The organism is Empedobacter sp. UBA3475, from assembly GCF_002378465.1.
GTDB lineage: Bacteria > Bacteroidota > Bacteroidia > Flavobacteriales > Weeksellaceae > Empedobacter > Empedobacter falsenii_B.
In genome coordinates, this window is record NZ_DFRA01000009.1 from 29,547 (window position 1) to 51,274 (window position 21,728).

27 protein-coding genes and 1 pseudogene are annotated in these 21,728 nt (G+C 30.4%); 18 read left to right on the forward strand and 10 right to left on the reverse strand.

Features of this window, described 5'->3' with window-relative positions; translation table 11 throughout:
* Window positions 1–19: 19 nt before the first annotated feature.
* From B3I31_RS02075 to B3I31_RS02085, 3 genes are all read right to left on the reverse strand, one after another.
* Complete coding sequence (locus B3I31_RS02075) at window positions 20–805, reverse strand: alpha/beta fold hydrolase (RefSeq protein ID WP_291048260.1); 786 nt, start codon at window positions 803–805, stop codon at window positions 20–22.
* A 75-nt stretch (window positions 806–880) separates the two neighbouring features.
* Window positions 881–1,582 carry a peptide deformylase gene (def, locus tag B3I31_RS02080; RefSeq protein ID WP_219034603.1) on the reverse strand — a complete coding sequence of 234 codons (702 nt, stop codon included), beginning with the start codon at window positions 1,580–1,582 and terminating at the stop codon, window positions 881–883.
* Window positions 1,579–1,992, reverse strand: coding sequence for a DoxX family protein (locus tag B3I31_RS02085; protein WP_180904370.1), 414 nt, complete (start codon window positions 1,990–1,992; stop codon window positions 1,579–1,581). The genes def and B3I31_RS02085 overlap by 4 nt, the downstream gene beginning before the upstream one ends.
* Window positions 1,993–2,117: 125 nt before the next feature.
* Between B3I31_RS02085 and B3I31_RS02090 the strand changes: the two genes are divergently transcribed.
* From B3I31_RS02090 to B3I31_RS14590, 3 genes and pseudogenes are all read left to right on the forward strand, one after another.
* Complete coding sequence (locus B3I31_RS02090; protein ID WP_291059627.1) at window positions 2,118–2,933, forward strand: hypothetical protein; 816 nt, start codon at window positions 2,118–2,120, stop codon at window positions 2,931–2,933.
* A 96-nt stretch (window positions 2,934–3,029) separates the two neighbouring features.
* Window positions 3,030–3,458 (forward strand): hypothetical protein, encoded by a 429-nt coding sequence (locus B3I31_RS02095; protein ID WP_291072437.1) that lies wholly within the window; start codon window positions 3,030–3,032, stop codon window positions 3,456–3,458.
* Window positions 3,459–3,580: 122 nt separating this feature from the next.
* Window positions 3,581–3,742: pseudogene (locus tag B3I31_RS14590) on the forward strand (DUF4130 domain-containing protein); the annotation flags it as partial.
* Between the two features lie 17 nt (window positions 3,743–3,759).
* Here the strand turns inward: B3I31_RS14590 and B3I31_RS02100 are convergent.
* The gene (locus tag B3I31_RS02100) at window positions 3,760–4,860 is read right to left on the reverse strand and encodes a PorV/PorQ family protein (protein ID WP_291072438.1); all 1,101 of its coding nucleotides are present in this window, start codon (window positions 4,858–4,860) and stop codon (window positions 3,760–3,762) included.
* A gap of 105 nt (window positions 4,861–4,965) precedes the next feature.
* Here B3I31_RS02100 and B3I31_RS02105 point away from each other — a divergent pair, with 105 nt between their 5' ends.
* The 4 genes from B3I31_RS02105 (at window position 4,966) to B3I31_RS02120 (ending at window position 8,935) form a co-directional block, all read left to right on the forward strand.
* A complete protein-coding gene (locus B3I31_RS02105; RefSeq protein ID WP_286473582.1) occupies window positions 4,966–5,706 on the forward strand; it encodes a CDP-alcohol phosphatidyltransferase family protein in 741 nt (246 codons plus the stop codon).
* Window positions 5,703–6,461 carry a 3'-5' exonuclease gene (locus B3I31_RS02110; RefSeq protein ID WP_038334216.1) on the forward strand — a complete coding sequence of 253 codons (759 nt, stop codon included), beginning with the start codon at window positions 5,703–5,705 and terminating at the stop codon, window positions 6,459–6,461. Before B3I31_RS02105 ends, B3I31_RS02110 begins: the two co-directional genes overlap by 4 nt.
* A gap of 3 nt (window positions 6,462–6,464) precedes the next feature.
* Window positions 6,465–7,073: a fumarylacetoacetate hydrolase family protein gene (locus B3I31_RS02115; RefSeq protein WP_115000569.1), complete on the forward strand. Its 609-nt coding sequence runs from the start codon at window positions 6,465–6,467 to the stop codon at window positions 7,071–7,073.
* Between the two features lie 92 nt (window positions 7,074–7,165).
* A complete protein-coding gene (locus B3I31_RS02120; protein ID WP_291072439.1) occupies window positions 7,166–8,935 on the forward strand; it encodes a MutS-related protein in 1,770 nt (589 codons plus the stop codon).
* Between the two features lie 2 nt (window positions 8,936–8,937).
* Here B3I31_RS02120 and B3I31_RS02125 read toward each other — a convergent pair whose 3' ends face one another.
* Window positions 8,938–9,603 (reverse strand): HAD family hydrolase, encoded by a 666-nt coding sequence (locus B3I31_RS02125; protein WP_291059913.1) that lies wholly within the window; start codon window positions 9,601–9,603, stop codon window positions 8,938–8,940.
* A 218-nt stretch (window positions 9,604–9,821) separates the two neighbouring features.
* Here B3I31_RS02125 and B3I31_RS02130 point away from each other — a divergent pair, with 218 nt between their 5' ends.
* The 8 genes from B3I31_RS02130 to recN all read left to right on the forward strand — a co-directional run bounded on the left by B3I31_RS02130 (window position 9,822) and on the right by recN (window position 17,002).
* A complete protein-coding gene (locus tag B3I31_RS02130) occupies window positions 9,822–10,289 on the forward strand; it encodes a hypothetical protein (protein ID WP_225540007.1) in 468 nt (155 codons plus the stop codon).
* A 226-nt stretch (window positions 10,290–10,515) separates the two neighbouring features.
* Window positions 10,516–11,394, forward strand: coding sequence for a 4-hydroxy-tetrahydrodipicolinate synthase (gene dapA, locus B3I31_RS02135; RefSeq protein WP_291059917.1), 879 nt, complete (start codon window positions 10,516–10,518; stop codon window positions 11,392–11,394).
* A 12-nt stretch (window positions 11,395–11,406) separates the two neighbouring features.
* Window positions 11,407–11,913 (forward strand): ferritin, encoded by a 507-nt coding sequence (locus tag B3I31_RS02140; RefSeq protein WP_280045600.1) that lies wholly within the window; start codon window positions 11,407–11,409, stop codon window positions 11,911–11,913.
* Window positions 11,914–11,994: 81 nt separating this feature from the next.
* Complete coding sequence (locus B3I31_RS02145; protein WP_038334250.1) at window positions 11,995–12,876, forward strand: outer membrane protein assembly factor BamD; 882 nt, start codon at window positions 11,995–11,997, stop codon at window positions 12,874–12,876.
* Window positions 12,877–12,903: 27 nt separating this feature from the next.
* The gene (locus B3I31_RS02150; RefSeq protein ID WP_019973784.1) at window positions 12,904–13,227 is read left to right on the forward strand and encodes a DNA-directed RNA polymerase subunit omega; all 324 of its coding nucleotides are present in this window, start codon (window positions 12,904–12,906) and stop codon (window positions 13,225–13,227) included.
* Window positions 13,227–14,426 carry a bifunctional phosphopantothenoylcysteine decarboxylase/phosphopantothenate--cysteine ligase CoaBC gene (coaBC, locus tag B3I31_RS02155; protein WP_286494839.1) on the forward strand — a complete coding sequence of 400 codons (1,200 nt, stop codon included), beginning with the start codon at window positions 13,227–13,229 and terminating at the stop codon, window positions 14,424–14,426. The genes B3I31_RS02150 and coaBC overlap by 1 nt, the downstream gene beginning before the upstream one ends.
* 8 nt (window positions 14,427–14,434) lie before the next feature.
* Window positions 14,435–15,343 (forward strand): DUF4835 family protein, encoded by a 909-nt coding sequence (locus B3I31_RS02160; RefSeq protein WP_286494840.1) that lies wholly within the window; start codon window positions 14,435–14,437, stop codon window positions 15,341–15,343.
* Window positions 15,344–17,002, forward strand: a complete 1,659-nt coding sequence (recN, locus tag B3I31_RS02165; RefSeq protein ID WP_291059921.1) for a DNA repair protein RecN — start codon at window positions 15,344–15,346, stop codon at window positions 17,000–17,002. It begins immediately after the preceding gene.
* A 71-nt stretch (window positions 17,003–17,073) separates the two neighbouring features.
* Here the strand turns inward: recN and B3I31_RS02170 are convergent, their stop codons facing one another.
* The 5 genes from B3I31_RS02170 to B3I31_RS02190 all read right to left on the reverse strand — a co-directional run bounded on the left by B3I31_RS02170 (window position 17,074) and on the right by B3I31_RS02190 (window position 20,241).
* Window positions 17,074–17,946: a nucleoside phosphorylase gene (locus B3I31_RS02170; protein ID WP_286494841.1), complete on the reverse strand. Its 873-nt coding sequence runs from the start codon at window positions 17,944–17,946 to the stop codon at window positions 17,074–17,076.
* Window positions 17,947–18,011: 65 nt separating this feature from the next.
* The gene (locus B3I31_RS02175) at window positions 18,012–18,341 is read right to left on the reverse strand and encodes a translation initiation factor (RefSeq protein ID WP_115002063.1); all 330 of its coding nucleotides are present in this window, start codon (window positions 18,339–18,341) and stop codon (window positions 18,012–18,014) included.
* 85 nt (window positions 18,342–18,426) lie between these two features.
* Complete coding sequence (locus B3I31_RS02180) at window positions 18,427–19,155, reverse strand: hypothetical protein (protein ID WP_221854480.1); 729 nt, start codon at window positions 19,153–19,155, stop codon at window positions 18,427–18,429.
* Window positions 19,143–19,382, reverse strand: coding sequence for a hypothetical protein (locus B3I31_RS02185; RefSeq protein ID WP_038334320.1), 240 nt, complete (start codon window positions 19,380–19,382; stop codon window positions 19,143–19,145). Before B3I31_RS02185 ends, B3I31_RS02180 begins: the two co-directional genes overlap by 13 nt.
* Before the next feature lie 157 nt (window positions 19,383–19,539).
* Window positions 19,540–20,241 (reverse strand): DUF1826 domain-containing protein, encoded by a 702-nt coding sequence (locus B3I31_RS02190; protein WP_221854482.1) that lies wholly within the window; start codon window positions 20,239–20,241, stop codon window positions 19,540–19,542.
* Window positions 20,242–20,352: 111 nt separating this feature from the next.
* On the opposite strand from B3I31_RS02190, the gene B3I31_RS02195 reads away from it, so the two are divergent.
* The 3 genes from B3I31_RS02195 to B3I31_RS02205 all read left to right on the forward strand — a co-directional run bounded on the left by B3I31_RS02195 (window position 20,353) and on the right by B3I31_RS02205 (window position 21,728).
* Entirely contained in the window at window positions 20,353–20,568 is a 216-nt protein-coding gene (locus tag B3I31_RS02195; protein WP_038334324.1) for a hypothetical protein, read from the forward strand.
* A 60-nt stretch (window positions 20,569–20,628) separates the two neighbouring features.
* On the forward strand, window positions 20,629–21,273 hold the full coding sequence (locus tag B3I31_RS02200; protein WP_221854483.1) for a peptidylprolyl isomerase: 645 nt from the start codon (window positions 20,629–20,631) through the stop codon (window positions 21,271–21,273).
* Window positions 21,274–21,374: 101 nt separating this feature from the next.
* Window positions 21,375–21,728 carry a YkvA family protein gene (locus B3I31_RS02205; RefSeq protein ID WP_115000587.1) on the forward strand — a complete coding sequence of 118 codons (354 nt, stop codon included), beginning with the start codon at window positions 21,375–21,377 and terminating at the stop codon, window positions 21,726–21,728.

Sequence of the window (21,728 nt, forward strand, 5' to 3'; positions counted from 1 at the left end):
AAGCTTTTTTTAGTTTATTTTATTTAATTCGATGAATATATTCAATTACTTTATCGTTAAAAATTTGTGGTTGATCGACATTCACAACATGTCCACAATCTTCGATAACAATCAATTCTGAATGTTTGGTATGTGCTTTTATTAATTCCTGAATCGAAGGCAAAAACATATGATCTTCTGCTCCCATCACATATAAAGTCGGAATATTTAATTCAATTTTTCGAAACCATTTTAGCAATGGATTGACATCCGCAGTGAGTTTGAACCATTTCAAAAATTCTTTTTGATACAATTTCTTCGCCTCATTGATAAATAATAGCCTTGACTCTTTGTGCGTATTCTTTGGCATGATAGCGAAAGCAAAAATTCGATACAAGATTAAATAAGGCAACATATGTTTGAATGTATTTCCAACGTTAATCAAAAATTGACATTGAAAATTAATTTTCATAATTGCGCCTCCCATCACCATTGATTTGAATCGCTCCGAATAATCTTCTGCCAATTGTCGAATCACAATCGTTCCCAAAGACATCCCAACAAAATGTGTTTTATCGATATTTAAATGATCTAAAACATCAATCACATCTTTTGAAACTGATTTGAAAGTATAACGTTTTTCGAAAAGCGCTTTCAAGTTTTTCTTAGAACGTCCATGTCCTCTCAAGTCCATTAACAAAACATTGAAATGTTTGCGAAATTCACGCAATTGCTTGAACCAAATCGTAGAACTTCCTCCTGCTCCATGAACAAAAGTCACCCATTCTGTGCTCGTTGGATGATTATATGTAGTGTATGCTAACAATTTTCTAAATAAGTTTTTGCAAAATTAAACTAAAAACTATGCCAAGCATAATAATTTCTAGGTTTTAAGAAATTTTTAATCTTCATCGTCGTCGTCATCTGTAAAAGAACTAGTCTTTTTCAAGTAAAAAACATCGTTCATCACTTCAGCTTTCACGTAATTTAGATTTTCTTGCTCTTTCATTCGATCTGTAAATAACGTTCCTGTTAAATGATCGTATTCGTGCTGAAAAATAACCGCTGTAAAACCTTCAACTGTTTCATCATGAAAATTTCCATCCAAATCATAATATGCCAATCGAAGAACCAAGCTTCTATACACTTTTCCGAAAATATCAGGAATAGACAAACAACCTTCGCGACCGTGACGAACAATGTCCGAATACCACGTGATTTTTGGATTGATAATAAACTCAAAAGGTTCGCCTTCTTTGTCAAAACGTTGCACCCAAACCGCGTTGCGATTAATTCCAATTTGTGGAGCTGCAATACCAACACCTTTACTTGCCTCGTCTTGAACCGTTGCATACATACGATCGGCCAATAATTTGATTAATGGATCTTTTGGATCAATATCAATAGAAGTTGATTTTAAGATTTTTGTATCTGCATCCGAAGTTGTTAATAAAACACGAAAAGGATCATAGGATTTCTTTTCTTTTATTAATGTTAATTCTGCCTTTGCTAATGGCGTATAAACAATGTTTTTCATATTTTTTGATTGAGCAAATAATGCAGAAGAACAAATCAATAAACTATAGGTTAATGTTTTTATCATTTTTTAAGTATCAATTTGTCTAAAGAATATTTTCCTGCGCCTGATAAAAATATAACTAAATAATTGATTAAGTAGAATAATCCCAATTCTTTTTTACCAAAATCATGATCTGCATGCACGATAAATACAGCAACTAACATTGTAATGATTAGTGGAATTACCGCCAAACGAGTAAATAATCCGACCAAAACTAAAAAAGCACAAAGTATTTCCGCAAAAACAGTTAAACCTAAAGAAATTTCTGGTCCAAGTCCAATTGGATCTCCAAATTCGAAATTTCCATTGATTAATTTTTGCAATTTTCCGAATCCGTGTGTAAACATAAATCCACCAGCAGCTAAACGTACTAATAACAATGATAAATCGATAAATGCTGGTTGATTTCCTAAAAGTTTAAATTTTGTGCTCATTTTTTTATTTTTTTTTCAAATATAAGTTCTAGTTTTTACGTTCACCTTTAAATAGATCAAGGAATTTACATTTTTGAATTAATTTTGGTTAATCTTTCTATTCAAGAAAAAAAAAAATACAACATATGTTAAAAAACATTGCTTTAATTACCATATTATTTTCAGGTTTTGCATTTGCTCAAAAATCTGAATTACAACAAAATGATGTTTTAGGAAATCCAACTTTTATCGAAGAATCGATGCAAAAAGCACGTATTCGCATGAAGTTTATTGAAGGTTATGAAACGGAATATTACACAAAATCAACGTATAATAAAGATGGTAATCCGACAAAACGTGATTATTTTGATGAAGCTGGAAATAAAACTTTTGCTGAAATATTTAATTATAATGAATCGAATAAATTGATTTCGAGAGAAATGAAAAACAATGACGAAAGTTTAGTTTTCAATTTTGATTACGAATATACAACAGAGGGTTACATTGTCACCAAGAGCGAAAATGATGTCAATGTTTCTAAAACGGAATATAAATTAGATCAAAATCAGAATATAACTTACGAAAGAGAAACTAATTTATTGGAAGATTCGGATGTTTTTATCAACAAAACGTTTGAATATCAAAATGGATTTTTAGTCAAAACATTGGTAAAATATAACCAAGGAACTTATACGTTGAATTATAAAAACGACGCGAAAGGCAATCCAATAGAGGAAACTTATGTGGACAAAGACAATAATCAAGTCAATAAATATGTGCGAAAATTTGATGAAAACAATAATATTATCGAAGAAACGGTGATTGATGAAACAGGAAAAGTAAAGAATATATCAACGATTAAATATCAATACGATAATCACAAAAATTGGGTCAAACGAACGCAATTTGTAAAAGATATTGATCAACCAATTTCAAATACGACAAGGACAATACGTTACTAAAATTCAAGAGCCAAAACTAATTTGGCTCTTTTTTATTTGATTATTTAACTAAATATTTTTAAATTTATTCTAATCAATTATTTAACTTCATCTATTATGATCAATAATGTGCAAGAATTTAATCGACTTTTTCAGTTATACCAAAAAGATAATCGTTTCAATTTGTACATAAATGATTATCCTAAAAACGAATTTTTATTTCAATTTTATTCAGATGAGATTGAAGATTTAAACTTAGAATATGTTGATATTACTTCAAATTCTATCAAAAAAATTCATGATTATCGTGCAAAATTAAGCGATTTTTTTCAACCCGAAGAACTTCCAGCATTAGAGATTAAATCAATTTCAGGTTATTTTAGTCATTTTGATTTTTATTTTATGACCAATGAAAAAACCTTTGTATTTAATTATATTAATCGCGATTTTTTATCTCAACTAATTGATATTCTTCTTTCTGAATTAGATTGTAATTTTATCAGCCGATTAAAAACTGAACTTTTAATCAATTTGGAGTACGATTAAATTTTTTGTTAAACTTTTTCAGCGATATTTATTCGTTTTGAAAAGATTAATTAAGATTTATTTTTTGCGAAAACTGATCCAAAATATAATGTTTTACCTTTAATTATTATTTTGATGTAAAAGAGAATTTATACCAAGAATTGTGGAAGTCTTATTTTAATTGGACAACAATTGAAACAAGGAAAAATTCGATGTTACTAATCCAAATGATGCCAAAACGCTTTTGGAAACACTTGACAGAGTATAAAATATCAATATTCAGAAAAATATACCTATCAATATAATTATGAGTAAAACTTATTTATCTCCATTTATCCATCTCGAAACGGACTGAGAAAATGTTAGAATATAATTCTAAACCGCTGTCTCCAAAGTTTGTCAAAGCATAATCAATCGAGATTCCTTTGTATTTGAAACCTACCCCAACATTTGGCTGAATTTGAGTTTTATCTTTTCCATCAAATTGCGAAATCTTCTGTAAATTGTTCAATCCTCCACGTACAAAAACCATGTCATCATAACCTAATTCAAGACCAACTTGTGGCGAAATCGAAAATCCTTTTCCAGAAATTGCGGCATTCGTTTGTTGAAATTCGATATTCATATCAACCTCTCCCAATAACGAAACTCGTTCATTAAAATCAAAACGTTTTCCAACTCCAAATTGCAATTTAGGCATTGTTAATTCGATATTCTCTCCAGGTAAATCATTCAAAATTGTTGGCTCACCTTCATTATTTGGTTCGTCAATCGTGATTTCTTTTACCTTTTGTTTATTGATACTCCACGCATTGAAAGTTGTTGTAATATCTCGTGCCATCAAACCAAAATACATTTTATTATCGGTACGATATTGCAAACCAAGATCTAAACCGAAACCAAATCCTTGCGCAAATTTCCCAATATGTCGATAAACGATTTTAGCATTTGCACCAAACTGAATATCTTTATTATTAAAGACATTTCCCGCATAAGACATTGTTAAAGCATAGTCTGCTGTAGAAAATTTAGAGATTTTATCGTAATTAATATTTCCTTGATTATCAATCAATTCTGTTGTATTCAAAATATTATCAACACCAAAACGTGTAAACGAAAATGCAATCGTAGAATTACTTTCTCTCAACGGAATTGCAACCGCCGCATAATCAAATTTTGCAATCGACTGAAAATATTCAGCATGCATTGCTGCAGCTTCCCAATCATAGGTAATTTCCGTTAATCCAGCAGGATTCCAATAAGCCGCATTTGCATTTCCAATATTCGCCACAACCGCATTACCCATTGCAAACGAGCGCGCATCTGCACCAATATTCAAAAACTCGTTCGAATATTTGCGTGTGGTTTGAGAAAAAGCAAATTGACTTGCCAGAACAGATAATATAAGGAATGTCTTTTTCAAAATTGATGAATTACGAATATAAAAACTCAAAAATAGTGGTTTTATTGTGTTTAAAAAGGATTCAGATTAATTTTTGTTTGTATTTTTGCGATGAAAAATTCATTTATGAAATTATTTACAATTCCAAATTTTCTAACACTACTTAATCTTTCATGTGGTGTATTATCAGCCATTTTCATGATTTCGAGCAATGCTCAAATCACAACTACCACAGTTACAATTGTGATGGTTTTGATGTTGATTTCATTAGTTGCTGATTTTTTGGACGGAATGGTTGCACGACTAATGAATATTGGTAGCCCGATTGGAAAAGAATTGGATTCTTTGGCAGATTGTATTTCGTTTGGTGTTGTACCAGGATTGATGTTATTTTCGATGTTTAATCATTTTTCAACTGATTTTATTTATGAAAATGAGAATTTAAAAATTGCTGCAATTTCATTATTTGCTTTTTTAGTTCCTGCTTTTTCGGCGTTACGATTAGCAAAATTTAATTTAGATGAAGATCAAGCAACGTATTTCAAAGGTTTGGCAACACCATCAAATACCTTATTTATTTTCTCATTATTTTCTATCTATTACAATAATGGACAAATTATAAATCCATCTCTTGATCCGTATTTATTAATTGCCGTTTCTATTGTATTTAGTGTTTTATTAATTGTCGATTTACCATTATTTGCCTTAAAATTTAAAGGATTGAGTTGGGCAGAAAATTATTATAAATATATTTTCTTAATCATTACATTAGGTTTAGTGGCTTGGTTGCAAGTTGCTGCAATTCCGCTAATCATCTTATTGTACATCCTTATCTCAATCATTTTTAGAAAAGAAATTACAAAATGAAATTAACTAAAAATATCTGTTTCTTTGATTTAGAAACAACTGGAACTAATGTTTCAAAAGACCGTATTGTTGAAATCTCTATCGTGAAAGCTTTGACAGACGGTTCAAAAGAAGTAAAAACTTGGAAAGTTAATCCTGGAATTCCAATTCCACCAGAAACAACTTTAATCCACGGAATTTCTGACGAAGATGTTGCCGATGCGCCTTCTTTCAAAGAACTTGCCCCTGCGATTATGGAAATGATTAAAGATTCTGATTTGGCAGGATATAATTCAAATCGTTTTGATATTCCACTTTTAGCAGAAGAATTATTACGTAATGGTTTTGATTTTGATTTATCAAAACATCGTCCAATTGATGTGCAAGTGATTTATCATAAAATGGAACCTCGCAATTTAAGCGCTGCTTATAAGTATTATTGCGATAAAGATTTGATTGATGCACATTCTGCGGAAGCTGATACAATTGCGACTTACGAAGTTTTGATGGCGCAAATCGAGAAATATGACGAGCTTGAAAATGACAATAAATTTTTGAGCGAATTTTCTTCTCAACGCAAAACGGCTGATTTAGCTGGATTTATTCAGTACAATGATAAAGACCAAGAAATTATTTCGTTTGGCAAGTATAAAGGACAAGTTGTGACGGATATCTTTGCGAAAGATCCAGGTTATTATGCGTGGATTCAGAATGCCGATTTTCCTTTATATACAAAGAAAGTTTTTACTCGAATCAAATTACAAAACGGTTTTTAAGCGATGAAAATTATTTGTGTCGGACGAAATTACGTCGAACATGCAAAAGAATTAGATAATCCAATTCCAGAATCGCCTATGTTTTTTATGAAACCAGATTCGGCCATTTTAAGAAAGGGTTTTCCTTTTGTTATTCCAAGTTTTACGAAAGAAGTTCATTTTGAAACGGAAATTGTAATTAAAATTGATCGAGTTGGAAAAATGATTCAACCTCAATTTGCAGATCGTTATTTTTCAGAAATCGGTTTAGGAATTGATTTTACAGCGCGCGATGTACAACAAGAATTGAAAGAAAAGCGTTTTCCTTGGGAAATTGCGAAAGCTTTTGATGGTTCTGCATTTGCTTCTGATTTTCATCCAAAAGAAAATTTTGATTTAGAAAATCTTACATTCAAATTAGATCGAAATGGAGAAAATGTACAAACAGGAAATTCAAAAGATATGATTTTTCATATCAATACCTTAATTGCTGAATGTTCTAAATATTTTACCTTGAAAAAAGGTGATTTAATTTTTACTGGTACACCAGCGGGAGTTTCTAAAATCAATTCAAAAGATACCTTAGAAGGTTATTTGAATGATGAAAAAGTATTCGAAATAAAAGTGTTGTAATTCATACAATTATATAAACAACAATTTAAAAGAGCGAAATTTCGCTCTTTTATTATTTATACCACTACCTTTAATCAGAAATAAAATTAAGAATGGAAGACTATCTAAAAATAGAAGAAAAACTACAAAATGATTTTAATATATTGAAATCTAAAAAGAATAAAATCAGCAATATCAGACTTGTTGCATTTATTATTTCAATTGTATTATTCTTGCTTTATGTTACGTCGAGCAACAATTTGTATTTGATTATTTCTTCTATTTTATTTATTGTTTTCATCGTTTTAGTAGTTAAAACTTCTAAAATTTCTTCGCAACTCAATTATTCAATTCAAGCATTAGAAATTATTAATCAAATAAAAACGGATGATTCTATCGATCAATTTGTTGAAGATAATTCTCAATTCAATAATGTTTACAACAAAGATTTAGATATTTTGGAAGGAAATTCAATCTTCAATCGAATCAATAAAACGCAAACTCGAATTGGAAATTTACAGTTGAAACATTTTTTATCGAATTTGATTTTAGACAAATCAGAAATTATTGATAGACAAAATGCATTTACAGAATTGGCTGAAAAAAGAAATTGGATTGTGACATTTTTGACATTTACAAAGCGATTAAACATGAATCAATTTTCAATTTTTGTGTTCGAAAATCGTGTATTCAATACTGATTCAATAAAATTATTTCCACTCATCTTTTCTGTTCTGAATATTTTGTGTTTTATCGCTTTAGCAATTATTGGTTTTCCGAAAGAAATTGTTTTTTATTGGATTTTAGGTGCAGTCATTGTTTCGAATGCAATTTACATATTTTATAAGCAACAACTAAGACGAATTGTGGCTTATACGACAATGAAAGCAGATGAATTGGATAATTTATATGAAGTTTTTCGACATATAGAAAATGAAAATTTTGAATCAAAACTAAATGTAGAAATTCAAAATACATTTGTAAATCCTTTCAAATCATCGGATTTAATCAAGACAATTTCTTCAACAAAAGAAACTTTAGATGCAGCAAATTTCCCGATTGTCGGATTTGTGTTGAATACATTTTTCTTGTGGCGTTTACATTATTCGATCAAATTTGAAAATGAAATTCAAAAAACGGTTCATCAAATCAAACCTTGGTTAGATGAATTGGCTAAATTAGAGGCTTTTGTGTCGTTTGCTTTGTTTAATGATAAATACAAAATGTTTACGTATCCAGAAATTGTTGAAGAACCTTATGAATTAAAAATTACGAATGGTTTTCATCCTTTATTAGATGAAAAAACAGTTATAAAAAATGATTTTGAAACAAATCGTCCAAACAATATTGCGATTATTACAGGGGCAAATATGGCTGGAAAAAGTACATTTTTAAGAACAGTTGGAACAAATTTGGTTTTAGCGATGAACGGCGCAAAAGTGAGTGCAGAAAAAATGTCGTTTTACCCAATGGATTTATTTACAAGTATCAGAACGGTTGATAATTTGTCTTCTGGCGATTCTTATTTCAAAAATGAAATTAATAAATTGAAAATTTTGATTGAACGTTTAGAAAATGATCAACCACAAATCATCATTTTAGATGAGATTTTAAAAGGAACAAATTCAGAAGATAAACTAATTGGTTCACAAAAATTTTTAGAAAAATTGATTAAATCTCCCACAAAATTGATTGGTTTTATCGCTACTCACGATTTAGAATTAACGAAAATGGAAGGTGAAAACCGGGATCATATTATTAATTATTGTTTCGAATTAAAAAACGTGGACAACAATTATTATTCAGATTATAAATTAAGAAAAGGCACAACCAAAATGATGAATGCCATTTTCTTAATGAAACAATTTAAGATTATTGATTAATCTTAAATTGTTAATTCAAATTCTTTAATAAAATTTGCATCAATCGCATTAAAATCATCTACAATACAATTTGCTTTTGAAATATCTTGTTGTTTCGAATTTGCACTTTTGTAACCTAAACAATACAAATTCGCACGGGAAGCCGCTTCCACTCCGTTTTTACTATCTTCGATAACTATACATTCAGCATGTTTAGATTTAGCCAAATCAGCTGCATGTAGAAAAATAGCAGGATCTGGTTTTGACTTCGGAAAGTTTTCGCCAGAAATTTTATGTGTAAAATATTGATTCAACTCAAAACGATTAAAAACTCGATCAATTGTCGATTTTGAAGCCGAGGACGCCAAAATCAGTTCGATTCCATTATTGTATAAATCTTTAATCAACTTCTCTACACCGTCAATCAAATATAAATCTGGTTTTGTGTCAAAAGCTTCATTAAAGATGGTACGTTTTCTCAAAACCAAATCGTTCACTTCTTCTTTCAAATCGAATTTATCTTTCAGAATTTGATAAACATTCTTTGTCGATTGTCCTGTAAATGTAGCAAATAATTCTTCCGTAACTGGAATATTCAGTTCTTTATAATGTTCGAAATAAGCATATTTATGTACTGGTTCTGTATCGACGATTACGCCGTCCATATCGAAAATTACAGTTTTAATCATTATTGTTTTGTTTCTACAAAATTAACTTTTTTAAGAGAATAATGTAAAAGTTTAAACTTTAGAATGATTTTAAATTAACCAAATATCTTACTCATACAAAGCAATATATATAATTATTATTCGATTAAAAATGTTAAAACTTAACATTAAGATAACATTTGCACGCTTTTTGTAAAATAGATGGTATAACAAAGTTAAAAACTGAAAATTTAATATAAATGAAAAAAGTATTATTAGTTGCTGTAATGGCATTAGGAATTTCTCAAGTAAATGCTCAAAACTATAAAAATGCTTTAGGTGTTGTTGTAGATTTAGGAGATGGAGAAACATTAGTAGGTCCACAATTCAAACACTCTTTTGATGGTAAAAACGCTGGTAATGTACAGGTGATGTTTGGAGATCATGTTACTGTTTTAGGTGCAGATTATACATATAATCAACCGTTTTCTGGTACAAACGGATTAGGATGGTATGTAGGGGTTGGACCTCAATTAAAATTTGTAGATAAAGGATATTATGAAGATAAAACAATATTTGGTATTCGTCCACAAGCAGGTTTAGAATACAAAATTCCATCTGCTCCTTTGGCTTTACATTTTGATTGGAAGCCTGATTGGAGATTATCAAATGATTCAGATTTTGAAGCTGGTCGTTTTTCTTTAGGATTTAAATATACATTTAACTAATCTAAAGTTAGAAATAATATGAGCCACTCGTTTTGAGTGGCTTTTTTTTATAAGTAAAATCATAAAACATTGGCTTAAATTAATTTTATTCCTATAAATTAATCGCTATTTTTGAAAGATTTTGGATTTTATCTAAGACCAATTATAGATTAACACTATTATTTGATTATTCAAGATATAATTCCGAATTTTAACTTAGTATTAGATTTAATAACATTTATAGAAGATGAAACAATTAATTGGGACAGGAGTTGCTTTGGTTACGCCTTTTCAACAAGATGGTACCGTAGATTATGCTGCATTAGAAAATTTAGTAAACTATAGTATCGATGGCGGTGTTGAGTATTTAGTTATTTTGGGAACTACTGCAGAAGCAGCAACACTTACAAAGGATGAAAAGAAACAGGTAATTGAAACAATAAAGAAGGCGAATGCTAATCGTGTTCCGATGGTTTTGGGTATTGGAGGTAACAATACGGCAGAAGTTATTAATGAATATCAAGAAACAGATTTGAGTGATTATATCGCAGTTCTTACAGTTTCTCCTTATTATAATAAACCAAATCAAGAAGGAATTTACCAACATTATAAAGCGATTGCAGAAAGTACAGATGCTAACATCATTTTGTATAATGTTCCTGGTAGAACGGGTTCTAATATCTCAGCAGATACAACAATTCGTTTGGCAAATGAATTCAAAAATATTGTTGCGATTAAAGAAGCTTCACCAGATTTCTTACAATCAACAGATATTATTCGTAAAAACACACGCGAAGATTTCAATATTATTTCTGGTGATGATGAATTCGCAGTTCCAATGACTTTAGCTGGAGGTTCTGGTGTTATTTCTGTTATTGGACAAGGTGTTCCAACTGTTTTTACAGATATGATTCGCAAAGCAATCAACAAAGAAGTTGTTGCTGCTTACGAAGGTCATTACAAAGTTGTAGAGATTACACGTGCTATCTTCGAGGAAGGAAATCCTTGCGGAATAAAAGCTGTTTTAGATAACAAAGGCATTTGTAAACCATTTACAAGATTACCTTTAGTTCCAGCATCAGCTAACTTGACAACAAAAATTAACCAATTATTATCAAACATCTAAAAAAATAAAGCTATGATAAAAGATACAATATTAGACGCATTAAACAAACAAATAAAATTAGAAGGAGATTCTTCTCAATTATATTTAGCTATGGCTTCTTGGGCAGAAGTGAAAGGTTTGGAAGGAACTGCAAATTTCTTGTACTCGCATGCAGACGAAGAACGTATGCATATGTTAAAATTAATTAAATTTATTAACGAAAGAGGCGGAAAAGCGTTTGTTCCACAAATTGAAGAACCAAAACAAGATTTCACAACATTGAAAGAAGTTTTTACTGCAATTTTAAACCACGAATGCTTTGTTTCTGAATCAATTAACGACATTGTAGGCTTAACATTAGAAGAAAGAGACTATTCAACTCACAATTTCTTGCAATGGTATGTTTCTGAGCAAATTGAGGAAGAAAAATTAGCCAGAAATATCTTAGATAAGTTAGAAATGATTGGATCTGACAAAGGAGGTTTATATCTATTTGATCGTGATATAGTTACATTAAGTACAGACACAACAGCGGAATAAATCAAAACTTTGAGATTTTATTAAGAGGATAAGAAAAAAATATTTTATACTTTAGTCCTCAAATTTTATTAAATTTGCAGAATGTTTAAAAAACTAAGCTTAGTAGTTTTAATTGGCGCTTCTTTAGTGTCTTGTAACAAGACCTATAACAAAGCGATGAAAAGTACGGATAAAGACGAAATCTTTACATTGGCTACACAATTGTATCAAGATGGTAAATATGATTTGGCAAACGAATTGTATGAAAAAATTTCTACATCATTTGTAGGAACAGAAAAATCTGCGGACATTGCCTATAATATGGCACAAGGTAACTTTAACGAAAAAAGTTTCCGTTTAGCAGGACATCAATTCAAAAGCTTTGCAGGAGCTTATCCTATGGATAGCCGTGCAGAAGAAGCTTTATTCAAATCGGCATTTTCTTATTACAAAGATTCGCCAAAATATGACTTGGATCAAACAAGTACGTACACAGCAATCAGTGAGTTACAAGGATTTATCAATTCGTATCCAGAATCAGCACACGTTGCAGAAGCGAATAATTATATTACAGAACTTAGACAAAAATTAGAATTAAAGTCTTTCGAAATTTCTAAAGTTTATTACAAAACAATGAAATATAAGGCTGCTGGAGTTTCTTTTGACAATATGGTTGATGAATATCCAGATTCTAAATTTCGTGAAGAAGCAATGATGTATTCATTACGTTCTAAAACAGAATTGGCGTTAAATTTCTCTCGTATCGAGAACAAAGATTTACGTTTACAAGATGCCAGAACGCAATATCTTTTGTTAACAAGATATTATCCGCAAACAAAATTTAAAGCAGAAGCTGATAAATTGATGGAGAAAATCGACAAAGATATGGTTGAGACTAAAAAACAATTAGCTGATATAGAAGTAGCTAAAAAGAAATTTGAAGCTGATCAAGCTGAATTAAGCAAAGAGCAAAATAATAAATAATAGTAAAATATATAAAATTCTTTCATTATGAATTTCAAGGATATCGGTGCAGCACCAACAACACAAACTTATGATCGTAATAAAATCGATGAGAAAACAGGAAACTTATACGAATCGATTGTAATTATGGGTAAAAGAGCAGAACAAATTAACCAAGAAATGAAAACTGAATTAATTCAGAAATTGGATGAGTTTGCTGCACATACAGATTCTTTAGAAGAAGTTTTTGAAAACAGAGAGCAAATCGAAGTTTCAAAATTCTACGAAAGATTACCAAAACCGACTTCTATTGCGGTTAAGGAATGGTTAGACAATGACGTATATTACAGAAATCCAAATGAGGATAAATAATGTCTGTTTTACATAGTAAAAAAATTCTTTTGGCAGTTTCTGCCGGAATAGCGGCCTACAAAGCCGCTTTTCTTGTTAGAGGGCTTATCAAAAAAGGAGCAGATGTCAAAGTTATTATGACACCAGAAGCTCAAAACTTCGTTACCCCACTTACACTTTCCACGCTTTCCAAACATCCAGTTGAATGGGAGTTTTTTGGCGATAAAGGTGATTGGAATAATCATGTAGAATATGCACTTTGGGCAGATTATATGATTATTGCACCTTGTACAGCAAATACACTTTCTCATATGGCAGATGGAACGTGTGATAATTTGGTTTTAGCTACTTATCTTTCGGCTAAATGTCCTGTATATTTTGCTCCAGCAATGGATTTGGATATGTACAAACATCCATCAACTTTAGAAAATATTGCTAAATTAGAATCTTTCGGAAATATTTGTATTCCTGCCGAAGCTGGTGAATTAGCAAGTGGATTAATTGGAGAAGGTAGAATGGCTGAACCTGAAAACATTATTGCGTTTTTGGAAAGTACAATCGAAGCTACTCTCCCACTTCACGGAAAAAAAGTAGTAGTTTCTGCTGGTCCTACATACGAAAACTTAGATCCTGTTCGTTTTATAGGTAATTATTCTTCGGGAAAAATGGGATTCGAGATTGCAAAAGCTGCTGCTAATTTGGGTGCAAAAGTTACCTTGGTTAGTGGTCCAAGTCACGAATCTGTTACAGGTTTTCCTATCGATCGAATAAATGTTGTTTCTGCTCGTGATATGTACGAAGCGATGTACGCTAATTTTGCTGATGCTGATGCTGTGGTAATGTCAGCGGCTGTTGCAGATTATCGTCCAAAAAAAATGGCTGAGCATAAAATTAAGAAAGAAAACGATGATAATTTAATTATCGAATTGGTGAAAAATCCTGATATTCTAAAATCGTTAGGCGAAATCAAAACACATCAATTATTGGTTGGTTTTGCATTAGAGACGAATAACGAAGAAGAATATGCAAAGAAAAAATTAGCCAAAAAGAATCTTGATTTTATTGTTCTTAATTCGATGCAAGATAAAGAAGCTGGTTTTCAGAAGAATACAAACAAAATTACAATTATTGATAAAGATTTATCGATGCAACAATTTGATGCAAAATCAAAAACAGATGTTGCAAAAGATATTTTGAATGTCATTTTAAATAAGTTATAAAATTTATTATGAAGAAATTAGCCTCAATTTTCTTTTCGTCGTGTTTAGCTATTTCGGCTTTCTCGCAAAATATTATTGCAGATGTAAAAGTCGATTATTCTCAGGTTCAGGGATCTAATACACAGGTTTATCAAACTTTAGAAAGATCATTAAAAACGTTTATTAATTCAACAAAATGGACAAATGATCGTTTAAAAACATACGAAAGAATTGAAGCTAGTTTCGTCATCAATGTAACGGAACGTGAGGGAAACAGAATGAAAGGTACTATTTTGGTACAATCTCGTCGTCCTGTTTTTAACTCAACGTACTATACGCCTGTTCTTAATTTATCTGACGATAATTTTACGTTTCAATACCAAGAATCTGAAGAGTTAATTTTCAATGATCGTAAATTCAGTGGAAAAAATTTGACAGATGTAATGACGTATTACATTTATTTGGTTTTGGGATATGATGCAGATACGTTTGCGAAAGAAGGAGGAACAGAGTATTTCAAAATGGCGAAAAAAATTGCAGATTTCGGTCAAGCAAATAATAATTTCTCTGGTTGGAGCGAATTAGATGGAATAAAATCGCGTTCTGCGTTAATTAACAATATTCTAAAATCGGATAATTCTACACTTAGAAATATCATCTATCAATATCATAGAAACGGCTTAGACATTATGTCTGAGAACGAAGTTCGTGGGAAAAATGCGATTGGAAATACATTATTGCAATTAGAATTTTACCAAAGAGGAAATTATTCTCAATTTTATCCGCTAGAACTTTTCCTAACAGCAAAAAATAGCGAAATTAGTCAAGTATTTTCAGGCGGACAGGTTTCTACGGTGAATATCGAGAAACTGAAAGGAATTTTAAATTCAATCGCGCCAAAATACAATGACAATTATTGGAATAAATTGAAAAAGTAAATGTTAAAAACTCTTCGCGTTAATAATTTTGCCATTATCGATCAATTGGAGATTGATTTTCATCAGGGTATGACTACTATTACTGGTGAAACTGGTGCTGGAAAATCGATTTTGTTAGGTGCTTTAAAATTAGTTTTAGGCGAACGTGCCGATTTAAAAGCCTTGAAAAATATTGATGAAAAATGTATTATTGAAGCTGTTTTTGAGATTAAAAATCTTGAATTGAATGATTTTTTCGAAGAAAATGATTTGGATTATGAAGACGAATCTATTCTGAGAAGAGAATTATTACCTTCTGGGAAATCGCGTGCTTTTATCAATGATACGCCTGTTAAAGTCTCTATTTTACAAGAATTATCAGAATTATTGATTGATATTCATTCTCAATTTAATACACCTAAAATTTTTGAAGCTGATTTTCAACTTTCGATGTTGGATATTTATGGAGAAAATAAAGACTTGTTGAAAGAATATAAGAAGGATTTTAACCATTATATTTCAACAAAGAAAAAGATAAAAGACGCTCAAAATTCATTAGAAAATCAATCACAAGATTTAGAGTATAAATTGCATTTGTGGGAAGAATTGAACAATGCTTCGATAAAAAATGAAGAATTAGAGGAATTGGAAATCGAAATAAAATCTTTGTCAAACGTAGAAGAAATTATTTCGACTTTGAATGAAACTTACCAATTTTTGGAACATCCAGAGATGGGAATCATTTCTCAATTGAATGAAGCAAGCAATAAATTGAATAAAATTTCGGATTATAATTCGCAATACAATTCTATTTACGAACGATTAATTTCTTCTAAAATAGAATTGCAAGATATTTCTGGTGAAATGAGTAGTTTGATAGATTCGACTGAAATTAATCCTGAAAGATTACAAGAAATTACAGATCGTTACGATTTGATTCATAAATTATTGCGTAAACATAATGTGATTTCTGTTGAAGAATTAATTGCAAAACGTGACGAATTAGAAAGTCAAACTTCTGGTTTTGATAATTTGAGTGATTTAATTATTCACTTAAATAAAGAATTGAATTCAATTTCAGAAAAACTTGAAAAACAAGTAATTAAAATTAGAAAAAATAGAATTTCTTCTATCGAAATTATCCGAAAAAATATCTTGAATACGTTGTCACAATTGGGAATGGAAAATTCTCAATTAACCATTCAATTAAACGAAACAACAGATTTTACAGCAACTGGAAAAGATGAAGTTTTGTTTCTATTCTCAGCAAACAAAGGAATGGAACCGCGTATTTTTGAAAAATCTGTTTCTGGTGGAGAACGGTCTCGATTGATGTTAGCGATTAAAAAATTATTGGCAACTCATCAACATTTACCAACGTTGATTTTAGATGAAATAGATACAGGAATTTCTGGAAAAGTTGCAAATGAAACAGGAAAAGTAATGCAAACAATGGCAGAAAATATGCAGCTTTTAGTGATTACGCATTTGCCACAAGTCGCTTCAAAAGGAAATTATCAGCTAAAAGTTTACAAAGAAGTCGTAAACGAAACAACGCAAACAAACGTTATTGAATTATCTCAACAACAACGTTTAGAAGAAATTGCACAAATGATTTCTGGTTCAGAATTGACAGATGCAGCAATCAATCAAGCAAAAGAATTAATGAATTTGAATTAAAATTCTTAAATTATATAAAATCAAAAAAGCTCGAGAAAATTCTCGAGCTTTTGTTTTATATGATTCCGAAATTATTTTGTTAATCTTTCTAACGAATATTCAATCATTGCATCAACAGCTTTGTAAGAATCGGCACTAAATTCACCTAAAATTCTATTTGCAACAATTGCATTTATCGACAATGCTTCATGTCCCATCATCGCTGATAATCCATAAATTGCAGAAGTTTCCATCTCGAAATTAGAGATTCTTAAACCTTCGTAATTAAAAGTTGTTAAACGCTCATTAATATCGGCTGGATTTGGTTGTAATCTCAAATAACGTCCCTGAGGTCCGTAAAAACCACAAGCTGTAGCCGTTACTCCTTGAATTGTTTTTTCAGAAGCTAATTTATCTAATAACAAATCAGATCCTTTTACTAAATATGGACGCGCTTTATTCGGCGACCAATCAACATGTTTGATAAAAGCATCTTCTACCTCTTTATTCATTATCGCTTCGCTCCCAACATAATAATGCAAAAGTCCATCTAAACCTAAACCGTGAGAACCAATAACGAAACTATCAACAGGAATATCCGCTTGCAAAGCTCCAGAAGTTCCCATACGAACAAATGATAATTTTCTGAAATCTTTTTTGATCTCACCAGTTTCCAAATCGATGTTAGCCAAAGCGTCTAACTCAGATAAAACAATATCAATATTATCCGTTCCCATACCAGTCGAAATAACTGTTAAACGTTTACCATTCAACGTTCCTGTATGCGTCACAATTTCTCTTTTGCTTGCTGTCTGCTCGATTGTATCAAAATGTCTTGAAACTTTTTCGACACGATTTGGATCACCAACAGTTATAATAGTATCTGCTAAATGCTCTGGTCTTATATTACAATGGTAAACACTTCCGTCTGCATTTAAAACTAATTCTGATGCTGCTTTACTCATGATTTTATAATTAAAAATAAGAGAACAATATACAATTTTTATCAGTAATAATTGTAAAGAAATTATTAACCACCTACTCTTTTCACTTTAAATCCTTTATCTTTCAGGAAAGCCATAATCTTATCGCGATAATCTCCTTGAATGATGATTTGTTCGTCTTTAAAACTACCTCCAACACCCAAAAATTGCTTAATTTCTTTTGCTAAAAGTTTGAAATCTTCTGTTTCTCCTTCGTAACCTTCTATAATTGTATTTATTTTCCCTTTTCGTTTCTCAAACTTACAAATCAATGGTTCTTTCTGAATCCATAACTCATGTTGTTCTTCATTTGATACTTCTTCTGGCTCAGGTATATGATCAGGAAAAAGATTTTTTAATTGATCTTGTAAATCCATAGTATTTGATGTAATCTTTGTAATAAATGGCGTTTTAAATTGGAATTCGTCCATTTGTACCATTATAATTACAAAGATAAAATTTTTATTGCAGTTGTTTTATAAACCAATTTGGAACTTTATCCGAAACTATTTCAAGTTCATTTCTCTTAACTTGTGCAAATAATCTCATTTCTTGAGTTGAATTATCAAAAATATAGCCTTTATCTACAATTTTTAAAGCTGGAAATAAATTCATTAAAGTAGAATGATATCGTTTAATCACCTTTTCATCTGGTACAGCGTGACCACCTTTTTCTACTCTATTTTCAATTCGAGAAATATTAATCAAAGGATCTTCAATACAGACAAAATACATATATGTTTTGAAACCACGATTTTTAGCATCCACTATTTCATCAATTTTAGAAGGATGACTCATTACCGTTTCAAATGAATAAGATTTACCTTTAATCAATAAGTGTTTTCGAATAAATGAAGTAATAAAAGACGCTTCGTAACTATGTGTAGATTTAGATTTATCAACCAAAACATTATTTCGAAACTGCACATCAATTGCTTTTCCTTCGTTATTTGCTTTTTCGAATAATGAAACTGAAGCAGGTTCAGTTTTAAAATCTTCAAAATCTTTTTCGGTAAGTTTTAGTTCATATCGATCCAAATCAATAAAACCTTTTAAAGAAATTTCTTTCTCAATCAAATCTGAATTAATAAAATATCCAGCATTAAATTTTGATGAGATTGAATCGAATAAAGTAGACTTTCCAGATCCATTTGGACCAGCAAAAACGCGTAAACGTTTTATTTTAGACATAATTTAGCTCCTTTTTTCAATTCAGCTGGAACTTTTATTCGATCTATTGTTTTAATCACCTTAATTTCTCCATTAGGTTTTCTCTCGATGATTCGATTTCCTTGAACATATTGAACTGATAAATCTAATGCTTCTGAAACTCTAATTGCAGCTTGCGATGCAGATTTAGCTAAACGATTTAACGCTCCTGCTTCTTCTAATTTTAGTATATCTGATTCTTTGTTCATAATAATAGAAATTAAATTAACAATAATTATTCATCAATAAATGTACGCAAATTTAGTGAAACCATTGTAATAATAAAAGCTTGACTTCATTCAAAAGCCTAATCTTTTGAATCTAAATTATATAATTTTTATTAATAGTTATTTGATTAATTTATTCCTAACAGATTAACAATAATCGATATTCATCTTTATTTTCTTTCGGCGCGCGATGTACACAAGGCAAAACTTTTTGTTCTGGATGATCAACTGCCAATCGCCAAAGATCCCCTAATCCTAAATTAATTGGGTCTACACCTGGACGAATTAGATAATGCAAATCAAAGAAATATTCCTTCAAAAAATCTTCAAAACCATCAATGTGTCCATCATATAATTCGAATAGTTTTTCTCTAATTTCTGGAATCAAAATTTTTTGTTCCACATCTTCATTTGCTACAATATCACTGGAAGCGCCATAGTAAGTGCACAAAAAAGTATCCGTAGGAATTGGCGAACGATCAACGTGAAATGAATAAACATCTGTCGAAATAAAATCAAATTCAGTATCGCGTTCGTAACATTTCAGTAAGTTTAAAGTTGGCGAAGCGCCAAAATCAGTTAATTGTTGTAAATCATTGATCAAAATATTTCTCGCTTTAATTCCTTCATTAGATAAATCTAAATCATTCAAATCATCAATAGAAATAACAGTAATATCATCTTTTAAAATCAATTGATTCACAATTTCCTCAAAATCACCTTCTAAATTTCGCCGCCAATTTATCGCATTATTTTTCCCAGAAAAAGCTGTATGTACAAGTTCATCAAACGAAGAAACGACAAGAACTTGTTGTTGATTAGAATTATTTTGAGTAATCATATAGCTGCAAAATTACTATTTATCAAAAAATAATTCAGCCTAAAAATTAAATTATTCCGAATGTAAATTCTCCGTTGCAAAAGTTGTATTTTTACCAAAGATTAAAAGACAATGGAAAAAGAAATTATCACCAAAACATTTACATATAAAGGCCACACCAAAACTTTTAGTGCAGAAGTGCAACCTTTACCACCTTTCAACCCAGAAACGATGGATCGCGTGAAATATGAAGAAACCAAAGAAGCACATTATATGCTTGCCGAAGCGGAAGTTTATAACCAGAAAACAGAATGGTTTTTTAAAATTGAACAAGAATTGCAAAAATAATGAAACGACACTTACGCTAAGTGTCGTTTTTTGTTTAAGTTTAATCCACAAAATTAGAACATGAAACAAATTACTCTAACATTATTTACACTTATTACGCTTTCGGCTTGTACTTCTAGCAAAACGGTTTTTCATAAAAAATGGACAACGAAACAGGCACCAGAAAATTTTGTTGCTCGATTTGAAACAACAAAAGGAAATATTGATATCGAAGTTGAAAGAAAATTATCGCCAAAAGCTGTTGATCGTTTTTATCAATTGGTTAAATACAATTTTTTCGAAGATGGAACTTTTTATCGTGTTGTTCCGAACTTTGTCGCCCAATTTGGAAATACAGACACAATTGTTTCTAATCAATGGAAAAAGTTTATTGTAGAAGATGAACCTGTTATTGCTGGAAATAATAAAGGAGCTTTGAGTTTTGCGCGCGCAGGAAAAAACACAAGAGATTTGGATTTGTTTATTAATCTGAAAGATAATCATCGTTTGGATACAATCAATTCCAATGATGTAGTAGGTTTTCCAAGTTTTGGAAAAGTGGTGAACGGAATGAATGTTGTAGAAAGTTTGTATGATGGTTACGCTGGACAAACAATGGAAGATGAAGAAATTTTTAACAGCACAAAATTAATGCGCGAAAGATATCCAAAGCTTGACAGAATATTGAATGCAAAAATCATTAAACTGAAAAAGAAAAACAAGTAAAACAATGTAACATAAAGTTTTAACATGACACAAAAATCAATTTAAATGTTTTGGCATGTACTTTGTAATACATAATACGTTTTTAAAACATATTTTGTGAAATGAAAAAATCAAAATTCTTTAAAGTCGCTGGAGAAGCAGCAATGGCAGCTCAAAAAGACAAATCTTTTTTTGAAAAAGTAAAGGCTTTTTTCAATATGTTAGGTGATTACAAAAAAGGAAGTTATAAACCTGACAACATGAATTTATTTCTTGGATTTGTAGCAACTTTATACATTATTTCTCCTATTGATATTATTCCAGAAGCGCTATTTGGACCTTTTGGTTTGATAGATGATTTTGGGATTTTACTTTTTGGAATGAAATATTTCAACAAAGAAATTATTAAATATCTTGCATGGAGAGATACGCAAAGAGCCTATGCAAATGTTGAAGATGCAAAAATTATTGAGTAG

What these genes read in the sequence shown, in the direction of transcription:
- B3I31_RS02095 (WP_291072437.1), top strand. Translation starts at nt 3,030, where the DNA reads ATGATCAATAATGTGCAAGAATTTAATCGACTTTTTCAGTTATACCAA.
- coaBC (WP_286494839.1), top strand. Translation starts at nt 13,227, where the DNA reads ATGTCTGTTTTACATAGTAAAAAAATTCTTTTGGCAGTTTCTGCCGGA.
- B3I31_RS02205 (WP_115000587.1), top strand. Translation starts at nt 21,375, where the DNA reads ATGAAAAAATCAAAATTCTTTAAAGTCGCTGGAGAAGCAGCAATGGCA.
- B3I31_RS02115 (WP_115000569.1), top strand. Translation starts at nt 6,465, where the DNA reads ATGAAAATTATTTGTGTCGGACGAAATTACGTCGAACATGCAAAAGAA.
- B3I31_RS02150 (WP_019973784.1), top strand. Translation starts at nt 12,904, where the DNA reads ATGAATTTCAAGGATATCGGTGCAGCACCAACAACACAAACTTATGAT.
- recN (WP_291059921.1), top strand. Translation starts at nt 15,344, where the DNA reads ATGTTAAAAACTCTTCGCGTTAATAATTTTGCCATTATCGATCAATTG.
- B3I31_RS02185 (WP_038334320.1), bottom strand. Translation starts at nt 19,382, where the DNA reads ATGAACAAAGAATCAGATATACTAAAATTAGAAGAAGCAGGAGCGTTA.
- B3I31_RS02190 (WP_221854482.1), bottom strand. Translation starts at nt 20,241, where the DNA reads ATGATTACTCAAAATAATTCTAATCAACAACAAGTTCTTGTCGTTTCT.
- B3I31_RS02175 (WP_115002063.1), bottom strand. Translation starts at nt 18,341, where the DNA reads ATGGATTTACAAGATCAATTAAAAAATCTTTTTCCTGATCATATACCT.
- B3I31_RS02105 (WP_286473582.1), top strand. Translation starts at nt 4,966, where the DNA reads ATGAAATTATTTACAATTCCAAATTTTCTAACACTACTTAATCTTTCA.
- def (WP_219034603.1), bottom strand. Translation starts at nt 1,582, where the DNA reads ATGATAAAAACATTAACCTATAGTTTATTGATTTGTTCTTCTGCATTA.
- B3I31_RS02180 (WP_221854480.1), bottom strand. Translation starts at nt 19,155, where the DNA reads ATGTCTAAAATAAAACGTTTACGCGTTTTTGCTGGTCCAAATGGATCT.
- B3I31_RS02125 (WP_291059913.1), bottom strand. Translation starts at nt 9,603, where the DNA reads ATGATTAAAACTGTAATTTTCGATATGGACGGCGTAATCGTCGATACA.
- B3I31_RS02145 (WP_038334250.1), top strand. Translation starts at nt 11,995, where the DNA reads ATGTTTAAAAAACTAAGCTTAGTAGTTTTAATTGGCGCTTCTTTAGTG.
- B3I31_RS02140 (WP_280045600.1), top strand. Translation starts at nt 11,407, where the DNA reads ATGATAAAAGATACAATATTAGACGCATTAAACAAACAAATAAAATTA.
- B3I31_RS02195 (WP_038334324.1), top strand. Translation starts at nt 20,353, where the DNA reads ATGGAAAAAGAAATTATCACCAAAACATTTACATATAAAGGCCACACC.
- B3I31_RS02110 (WP_038334216.1), top strand. Translation starts at nt 5,703, where the DNA reads ATGAAATTAACTAAAAATATCTGTTTCTTTGATTTAGAAACAACTGGA.
- dapA (WP_291059917.1), top strand. Translation starts at nt 10,516, where the DNA reads ATGAAACAATTAATTGGGACAGGAGTTGCTTTGGTTACGCCTTTTCAA.
- B3I31_RS02160 (WP_286494840.1), top strand. Translation starts at nt 14,435, where the DNA reads ATGAAGAAATTAGCCTCAATTTTCTTTTCGTCGTGTTTAGCTATTTCG.
- B3I31_RS02200 (WP_221854483.1), top strand. Translation starts at nt 20,629, where the DNA reads ATGAAACAAATTACTCTAACATTATTTACACTTATTACGCTTTCGGCT.
- B3I31_RS02120 (WP_291072439.1), top strand. Translation starts at nt 7,166, where the DNA reads ATGGAAGACTATCTAAAAATAGAAGAAAAACTACAAAATGATTTTAAT.
- B3I31_RS02085 (WP_180904370.1), bottom strand. Translation starts at nt 1,992, where the DNA reads ATGAGCACAAAATTTAAACTTTTAGGAAATCAACCAGCATTTATCGAT.
- B3I31_RS02090 (WP_291059627.1), top strand. Translation starts at nt 2,118, where the DNA reads ATGTTAAAAAACATTGCTTTAATTACCATATTATTTTCAGGTTTTGCA.
- B3I31_RS02170 (WP_286494841.1), bottom strand. Translation starts at nt 17,946, where the DNA reads ATGAGTAAAGCAGCATCAGAATTAGTTTTAAATGCAGACGGAAGTGTT.
- B3I31_RS02130 (WP_225540007.1), top strand. Translation starts at nt 9,822, where the DNA reads ATGAAAAAAGTATTATTAGTTGCTGTAATGGCATTAGGAATTTCTCAA.